The sequence below is a fragment of the Microcystis sp. M090S1 genome (genome assembly GCF_020246295.1).
Classification (GTDB): domain Bacteria; phylum Cyanobacteriota; class Cyanobacteriia; order Cyanobacteriales; family Microcystaceae; genus Microcystis; species Microcystis aeruginosa.
The window spans coordinates 1-5,904 of the sequence record NZ_JADBTF010000038.1 but is presented as its reverse complement, the minus strand read 5'-3'; the positions used below and the strand labels follow the sequence as shown (position 1 = coordinate 5,904).

General features: G+C 46.0%; 6 protein-coding genes. 2 read left to right on the top strand and 4 right to left on the bottom strand.

All coding sequences use genetic code 11. The annotated features are described in order from the left end of the window. On the bottom strand, nucleotides 1–77 hold a 77-nt coding region (locus IM477_RS01610), incomplete at its 3' end, for a helix-turn-helix domain-containing protein (protein WP_286826865.1). 131 nt (nucleotides 78–208) lie between these two features. On the opposite strand from IM477_RS01610, the gene IM477_RS01605 reads away from it, so the two are divergent. Both IM477_RS01605 and IM477_RS01600 read left to right on the top strand, forming a co-directional pair. Beyond that, nucleotides 209–1,078: an alpha/beta fold hydrolase gene (locus IM477_RS01605; protein WP_287730268.1), complete on the top strand. Its 870-nt coding sequence runs from the start codon at nucleotides 209–211 to the stop codon at nucleotides 1,076–1,078. Between the two features lie 79 nt (nucleotides 1,079–1,157). Beyond that, nucleotides 1,158–2,096, top strand: a complete 939-nt coding sequence (locus IM477_RS01600) for a glycosyltransferase family 2 protein (RefSeq protein ID WP_287730269.1) — start codon at nucleotides 1,158–1,160, stop codon at nucleotides 2,094–2,096. A 64-nt stretch (nucleotides 2,097–2,160) separates the two neighbouring features. Here the strand turns inward: IM477_RS01600 and IM477_RS01595 are convergent, their stop codons facing one another. The 3 genes from IM477_RS01595 to IM477_RS01585 all read right to left on the bottom strand — a co-directional run bounded on the left by IM477_RS01595 (nucleotide 2,161) and on the right by IM477_RS01585 (nucleotide 5,407). Next, the gene (locus IM477_RS01595) at nucleotides 2,161–2,400 is read right to left on the bottom strand and encodes a hypothetical protein (protein ID WP_287107783.1); all 240 of its coding nucleotides are present in this window, start codon (nucleotides 2,398–2,400) and stop codon (nucleotides 2,161–2,163) included. Then, nucleotides 2,372–3,796 (bottom strand): ammonium transporter, encoded by a 1,425-nt coding sequence (locus tag IM477_RS01590; RefSeq protein ID WP_287730265.1) that lies wholly within the window; start codon nucleotides 3,794–3,796, stop codon nucleotides 2,372–2,374. Before IM477_RS01590 ends, IM477_RS01595 begins: the two co-directional genes overlap by 29 nt. A 174-nt stretch (nucleotides 3,797–3,970) precedes the next feature. Then, entirely contained in the window at nucleotides 3,971–5,407 is a 1,437-nt protein-coding gene (locus tag IM477_RS01585; protein ID WP_287730263.1) for an ammonium transporter, read from the bottom strand. Between the last annotated feature and the right edge of the window lie 497 nt (nucleotides 5,408–5,904).

Genomic DNA, 5,904 nt, shown 5'->3' with positions numbered 1-5,904 from the left:
ACACAGCCCAAAGTGCGCCGCAATAGCGACTCTTGTTCGGGTGTTGGGTAAAATCGAAAAGAATAGGCTTTTTCCATATCTCGCATTCTAGCATATATCGTGTAAATGCGCTAATATTTAACAGTAAAGCCGTCGTAGAACGACGGGGTTTCAGACCCAAAATTTTCGATGATGCAATTATCTTTCCCCAAGGTGACAGGAGGCAAAAATGCTGACAAATTTTCGGAAATTTCAACTAGAAGTTAATGGCATTACTATCAATGGTATCAAAGGTGGGCGCGGTTTTCCGCTGCTTTTGCTCCATGGTTATCCCCAAACCCATCAAATGTGGCATAAAATCGCCCCCCGATTAGCGGCTAATTTTACGGTTATCGCCACGGATCTGCGCGGCTACGGGGATAGCGATAAACCCTTACCCCTAGAGGATTCTAGCAATTACTGCAAGCGGGTGATGGCCCTCGATCAGGTGTTGCTGATGGAAAAATTTGGTTATCAGGAGTTTTATCTAATCGGCCACGATCGAGGGGCGCGAGTTTCCCACCGTCTCGCCCTTGATTTTCCCGAAAAGGTCAAAAAACTCGTTTTACTCGATATAGCACCAACGATGGCGATGTACGAGGCGACTGATAAAACTTTTGCCACTGCCTACTATCATTGGTTTTTCTTGATTCAGCCTTCCCCTTTTCCCGAAACCCTGATCGCCGCTAATCCCGATTATTATCTGCAACATTGCTTGCAAAGTTGGGGTCGAGATTTTAGCGCTTTTACAGAGGAAGCTTTGGGGGAATATCGGCGTTGTTTTCGAGATTTGAGGACAATAACCGCCACCTGTGCCGATTATCGGGCCGCCGCTACCATCGATTTAGAGCATGATCGTCAGGATTTAGACCGGAAAATTTCCTCTCCCCTCTTGGTTCTTTGGGGAAAAAAAGGTTTCATTGCACGTCAATACGATGTGATCGCTCTTTGGCAGCAGCGAGCTAATCAAGTCACTGGACAGGCGATCGCCAGCGGTCATTTTTTACCAGAAGAAGCACCAAAAGAGACGGGACAGGCGATCGAAGATTTTCTTCGCTAAGTAAAGAGATTGACGGCAGAATTCTCTGAGTTAGGAGTCAGATTTTTCAATCAATTACTGGTCAAATATTATTATGCAAATGCTAAAATATTCCCTGATCGTCCCCATCTATAACGAGGAAGAAACTATTGCCGAACTATATCGCCGGGTGAGTGCCATCATGAATAATTTAGATGGGGAGGTAGAATTAATCCTAGTAAATGATGGTAGTAAAGATAGTTCCTTAAAACTGCTGCGAGAACTGCACAAAGCTGATTCACGAGTGTGTTATATCAGTTTCGCCCGCAATTTTGGTCATCAAGCGGCGGTAACTGCTGGACTTAATTTTTGCCGAGGACAAGTAATTATTGTTTTGGATGCCGACCTGCAAGATCCACCTGAATTAATTCCCCAAATGATTGAAAAATGGCAAGAGGGGTATCAAGTAGTTTATGCCCAAAGAACCAAAAGAAAACAAGAAAGTTGGTTTAAAAAACTGACGGACTATCTCTTTTATCGTTTGCTTAAAAGACTCGCTGATGTGGATATTCCCGCCGATACAGGAGACTTTTGTTTAATGGATCGTCAGGTGGTAGATCTATTAAATTCTCTCCCAGAAAGAAATCGTTATATTCGTGGGTTGCGCGCTTGGATTGGCTTTCCACAAACTGCGGTTAAATTTGAGCGGGATGCGCGCTTTGCCGGGGAAGTAAAATATACCTTTAGCAAATCATTATCTTTAGCTATTAATAGCCTAGTATCTTTTTCCCGTGTCCCCTTACGTTTTGCCACCTATCTAGGATTATTTTCTGCCCTGATATCTTTGATTATGGCTCTGTTAGTATTATATTGGCGTTTACAGCAACCCGACTCACCGATCACGGGTTTTGCCACGATTATGATCGCTATATTTTTTCTGGGTTCTGTGCAGCTAATTAGCATCGGAATACTAGGAGAATATATCGGCAGAATTTACGAGGAAGTTAAAGGCAGACCCACCTACACAATTGCTGAGTTAGCTGGCTTACAAATTTCTTGATTATTGTCAGTAGGAATCGCTAATTTTTTGCTGTTTTGCCCATCTAGATAAAACTTGATCCTCCCTAGCGATCGCTACTCATGCGGCCTTGGCGGAGAGTTTTTGGGTCTTGGAGAATCTCTGGACAATAACGATCGAGCATTCTTTGCCAGCGACGGACAGGATCACAATCCCCGGTGACAGAGACAAGACGACCAAAAACGTAATTTTTTAGCCCAGTTTCACAGAGACGAAATTTCACCTCTGTTAGCTGGACTGATAGCTGATTGGAATCGCTAATAATTTTCTTGCGGATTTGTGGCACCAGGATTTTCTTGGTAGGAAAAGCTGTTACCAAACTCGAATTCCTGTCCGTAGGCCTCCTCTCCGTGTTCAGGAACATCTAACCCTTCCGCTTCTGTATTCGGTTTAACCCGCAGCTCCATAAATAAACTGAGAACTTTCAGGATGACAAAAGTACCCACGGCAGCAAAGATATAAGTAGCGGCAACGCCAACAAATTGCGTCCAGACTAAGCCGGGGTTGCCAAATAGTAAACCGTCATTACCCAAGGAATTAACCGATTTAGTGGCAAAAACCCCCGTAAGGATTGCCCCTACCGTCCCACCCACACCATGGACGGGATAGGTATCCAAAGAATCATCAAAGCGCAATTTTGCCCGCAGACTAACCGCAAAAAAACAGGTAAGGGCAGTGATCGAACCAATGAGAATCGCCCCGATCGGCAGCACATAACCGGCAGCGGGAGTAATACCCACTAATCCCCCTAAAAATCCACTAGCAATACCGATCGCCGTCGGTTTACCCCGTAAAATCCATTCTATAAGCATCCATGTCAAACCACCAGCCGAAGCGGCGATCGTGGTATTAACAAAAGCTGTGGCTGCCAGCGAACTAGAAGAAAGCGCGCTACCCCCATTAAAACCAAACCAACCGAACCAGAGTAAACCGATACCTAGGAGAACAAAAGGCACATTATGGGGTGCATAGGCTTGGACACCAAAACTACGCCGCGGACCGATCATCCAGGCGGCCACCAGTGCGGAAATCCCGGAACTAATGTGAACAACGGTTCCACCGGCGAAATCCAGCGCCCCAGTGGCTGCCAACCAACCCTTACCCCAAACCCAGTGAGCTAGGGGAGAATAGATAAAGGTGGACCAAAGCAGTAAAAACCAAAAATAGGCTTTAAAGTTGACCCGTTCCACGATCGCACCCGAAATTAAAGCCGGGGTGATGATCGCAAACATCATCTGATAGACCATAAACACTTGATGGGGAACGGTGGGTGCATAACCGATATTGTCTGGTGTGGCCGCAGTGACACCGTTGAGAAAAATCCAATCTAGTCCCCCGATAAAAGCTTCAATTCCCTCGCCAAAACCACTTTTACCCAGGGTGACATCGAAAGCGAGACTATAACCCCAAAGCACCCAAGTTACACCGATGACGCCCATGGCCACCAAACTCATCATCATGGTGTTGAGGACGTTACGGGAACGCACTAAACCCCCATAAAAAAAAGCCAGTCCGGGGGTCATTAATAAAACTAAAGCCGACGAGATCAGCATCCAAGCTGTATCTCCAGCACTAATCGGATTGGGGGGAGCGGCGGCGACGGTTTCCGCAAAAACCGGGGCAACTCCGAAATTGAATCCCAGTCCCAGCAAAAGCATGGTTATTCCTACGATCTTTTTCATTGTCGGTTGGTGGTTAGTAGCAAGATTAATTTTTTCTGTCCGTAAAGAGACAAAAACCGAAAGAGAAAAGGTTTAGAAGGCAATTATAGCCACCGATCGCATCGGGGCGAGGCCTTCTTCCTTTTCTCTTTAACTTTGTCGGGGATAAGTTAATCTATCTTTACAAGGTTTAACCTAACGAGTGCTAGGCGTTTCCATGTCAACACTGGAAGCATAATAGCCACTGGCAACGATATCGGACTCCTTGACGAAACCGCTATAGGCTTCCATTCCGTGTTCACCCACATCCAGACCTTCCAATTCTTCTTCGGGAGTAACACGAATACCGAGGGTAGCCTTGAGGATTGTCCAAACAATACCACTAACAATCACGGTAAATGCCCCTACTGCCACAATCCCGATAATTTGGTTAATAAACAGTTGGAATTGACCGGTGATTAAACCCGCATCTTTGTTGAAGATACCGACGGCTAAAGTTCCCAACACACCACAGACGAGGTGAACGGAAGTCGCACCCACGGGGTCATCAATTTTCAGGTTATCGAAGAAAGACACCGAGTAAACCACGACTACGCCGGCGATTAAACCGATGATTGCCGCCGACCAATAGGATACACCATCACAACCGGCAGTAATGGCCACTAAACCGGCCAGAATACCGTTAATAATCATCGAAAGGTCGGGTTTACCATCTTTGAACCAAGCGGTAAGGGTAGCGGCAATGCCACCCGCGGCCCCGGCGAGGTTAGTGGTGACAGCGATATAGGGTACAGTTTCATTAACCGCTAAAGTAGAACCGGGGTTAAAACCAAACCAGCCAATCCAGAGAATTAAACAACCCAAAGTCGCGATACTCATGTTATGGCCGGGTAAGGCATTGGTGCGACCGTTGATGTATTTACCCATTCTCGGGCCGAGAATTGCCGCCCCGGTTAAAGCAGACCAACCACCCACCGAGTGAACCACCGTCGAACCGGCGAAGTCTTTAAAACCAAGGTCGGCTAACCAACCGCCACCCCAAACCCAGTGACCGGTGATCGGGTACATGATACCGACAATAATTAAGCTAAAAACGAGGAAATCGACGAATTTAATCCGTTCTGCCACTGCCCCAGATACAATGGTTGCCGCCGTTCCCGCAAAAGCGACTTGGAACAGGAAGAACACCGAGGTGGGCAAAGAGGCGGGCATAACGTAGGTGGCAGGATCGCTACTGCTGAGGAACCAACCTCCTGTACCGAAAAATTCGTTACTGACAGACCCAAACATCAGGGAGAAACCGATCGCCCAAAATGATATGGTGGAGAGGGCGAAAACGATCAGGTTTTTGGCGAGAACGTTAACGGCATTTTTCTGGCGACAGAATCCCGTTTCTAGCATTGCAAAACCCGCGTTCATAAAGATCACGAGGATGGCGGCAATTAAAACCCAGATTGTATTGAGGGCGTTTTGGACATCTTCGGGGGTTAAGGGTTTCGCATCTTGGGCCTGTACGGCCGTGTTCCAAACCACAAAAATAATCGCGGACAAAGGAACACAGGCTAACCAGACAGGGTTAATTTTCGGTAACAAACCGACAAGTTCCCCGGATTTTCGAGCAATTCGTTTCATCGTTAATTCGTTTACTTTGTTGAGTTAGTAGGTCGATTCATTACTATTGAAAATAATTACCGAGCAATTATGTCCGTTCAACCGCTAAATCCTAGGAACAGAGGTCAATCATTTCAGAAGACCAAACACCTAGGGATTTATCTTGATGTGTGAGTAGTCAATGTTTTTCGATCTTTGTTTTTTTGATCTGAGATTTCTGTATTCTTTGATACATTTCATTTTAAAATAATAGTGGTGGAGAAGTGATCAAGAATTTAGTTATCAGATGCGAGTTATCAGTTCACTGATTACTTTTTACTGTTTACTGATCACTGAAAAAAAGCTCCCCACTGATCAGTTTTTACTGATCACTGATCACTGAAAAGTCTCCCCTCATCGAAAATTTTGGGTGGGAAACCCCGCCGTTCTAGGTTGGCTTTACGTTAGAATTAAAAAGACCGTCTCGAAAACCAAGTGGGCGGACAGCACCTTGAAAACTCGGCTTAGGGGGTTCCGTT

Coding starts and splice junctions, on each gene's coding strand:
- IM477_RS01605 (WP_287730268.1), top strand. CDS start 209: ATGCTGACAAATTTTCGGAAATTTCAACTAGAAGTTAATGGCATTACT.
- IM477_RS01600 (WP_287730269.1), top strand. CDS start 1,158: ATGCTAAAATATTCCCTGATCGTCCCCATCTATAACGAGGAAGAAACT.
- IM477_RS01590 (WP_287730265.1), bottom strand. CDS start 3,796: ATGAAAAAGATCGTAGGAATAACCATGCTTTTGCTGGGACTGGGATTC.
- IM477_RS01585 (WP_287730263.1), bottom strand. CDS start 5,407: ATGAAACGAATTGCTCGAAAATCCGGGGAACTTGTCGGTTTGTTACCG.